This window comes from Microbacterium sp. Bi128 (assembly GCF_918698205.1).
In genome coordinates this window covers 1-1,306 of record NZ_CAKKMM010001407.1, presented here as the reverse complement: position 1 = coordinate 1,306, position 1,306 = coordinate 1, and the positions used below count along the sequence as shown (strand labels likewise).

The 1,306-nt window shown below is 63.1% G+C and carries 2 protein-coding genes; both read left to right on the top strand.

The window, feature by feature from the left end:
- Window positions 1-114: chorismate-binding protein (locus tag LQV45_RS35960; protein WP_230011970.1), on the top strand; the 114-nt coding region annotated here is incomplete at its 5' end.
- Window positions 115-382: 268 nt separating this feature from the next.
- Window positions 383-1,306 (top strand): ABC transporter substrate-binding protein (locus tag LQV45_RS33195; RefSeq protein WP_230011967.1); only part of this gene is annotated, 924 nt, incomplete at its 3' end.

Below are 1,306 nucleotides of genomic sequence, written 5' to 3'. Positions count from 1 at the left end.
GTCCGGCTCTATGCGGGCTGCGGCGTGGTGGACGGCTCGGTTCCCGAGACTGAGCTCGCCGAGACGTGGGCGAAGTTCCGGCCGATGCTGGAGTCGCTCGGCATCAGCAGCTAGTGTGCGGGGCTCGCGAGGCCCAAGATGCGGGTGGGGCCCGTGACGCCGGCCGGGCCGGCGAATCGGCCGTCGGACTTGCACCGCAGGAACTGGCGAAACGGACAGGAATCCGGGATCACAGACAGATCGGGCATTAAAGATATTGCATTCGGGTCTGGTTTAGTTATCCAATAGTGAAACTTAGTTTTCTGTGACGTACATCTCTTGTTCGGCGATACACTATAAATCGGCCTCGTTACGCATCCCTCCGGCAACAAAAGGTAAGAAAATGCAGATCTCCCCTTCGCTCCTGAGCAACCCCGCAATGAAGGTCGCCACGGTGCTCGCCGTCGGCGCATTGGCCTTGACGGCCTGCACGAACGCCTCCGAGACCGGCCCCTCCGGCGCGGCTTCCGCTTCGGGCAGCGCCGCGGCCAGCTTTGACCCCAGCACGGTCCAGAAGGACGACACCCTGGCGGCCATGTTGCCCGAGTCGATCAAGTCAAAGGGCACCCTGACCGTGGGCTCGGATACCTCCTACGCCCCCGCGGAATTCCTCGGCACCGACGGCCAGACCCCCGTGGGCTACGACGTCGACATCGCCAAGGCGATCGGCGCGGCGCTGGGCCTGAAGGTCCAGGTCCAGACGGCCGAATTCACCGGCATCCTTCCGGCTCTCGGCCCGAAGTACGACCTCGGGGTCTCTTCCTTCACGATCAACCCGGAGCGGCTTGCCGCGGTGAACATGGTCAGCTACTACCAGGCAGGTACCGGCTGGGCCGTTCAGAAGGGCAACCCCAAGAAGATCTCCCTCGATGACCTCTGCGGCAAGTCCATCGGCGTGCAGACCGGCACCATCCAGGAAGATCCGGACCTCTCGGACCGCAACAAGAAGTGCACCGCCGAGGGCAAGCAGCCCATTAACATCGTGACCCTCAAGACCCAGACGGACATCACCACCCGACTGGTCAACGGCAGCATCGATGCCATGGCCGCCGACTCCCCCATCATCGGCTACGCACTGACCCAGACCAACGGCCAGCTCGAGAAGCTCGGCGAAGTCTACGATTCTGCTCCCCAGGGCATCGCCGTCGCCAAGTCGGACACGGCCCTGGCGGACGTCGTCCAGAAGACCATGACCAAACTGATGGAAGACGGTTCCTACAAGAAGATCCTTGAGGGCTGGGGCGTCACCGACGGTGCCATCACCAAG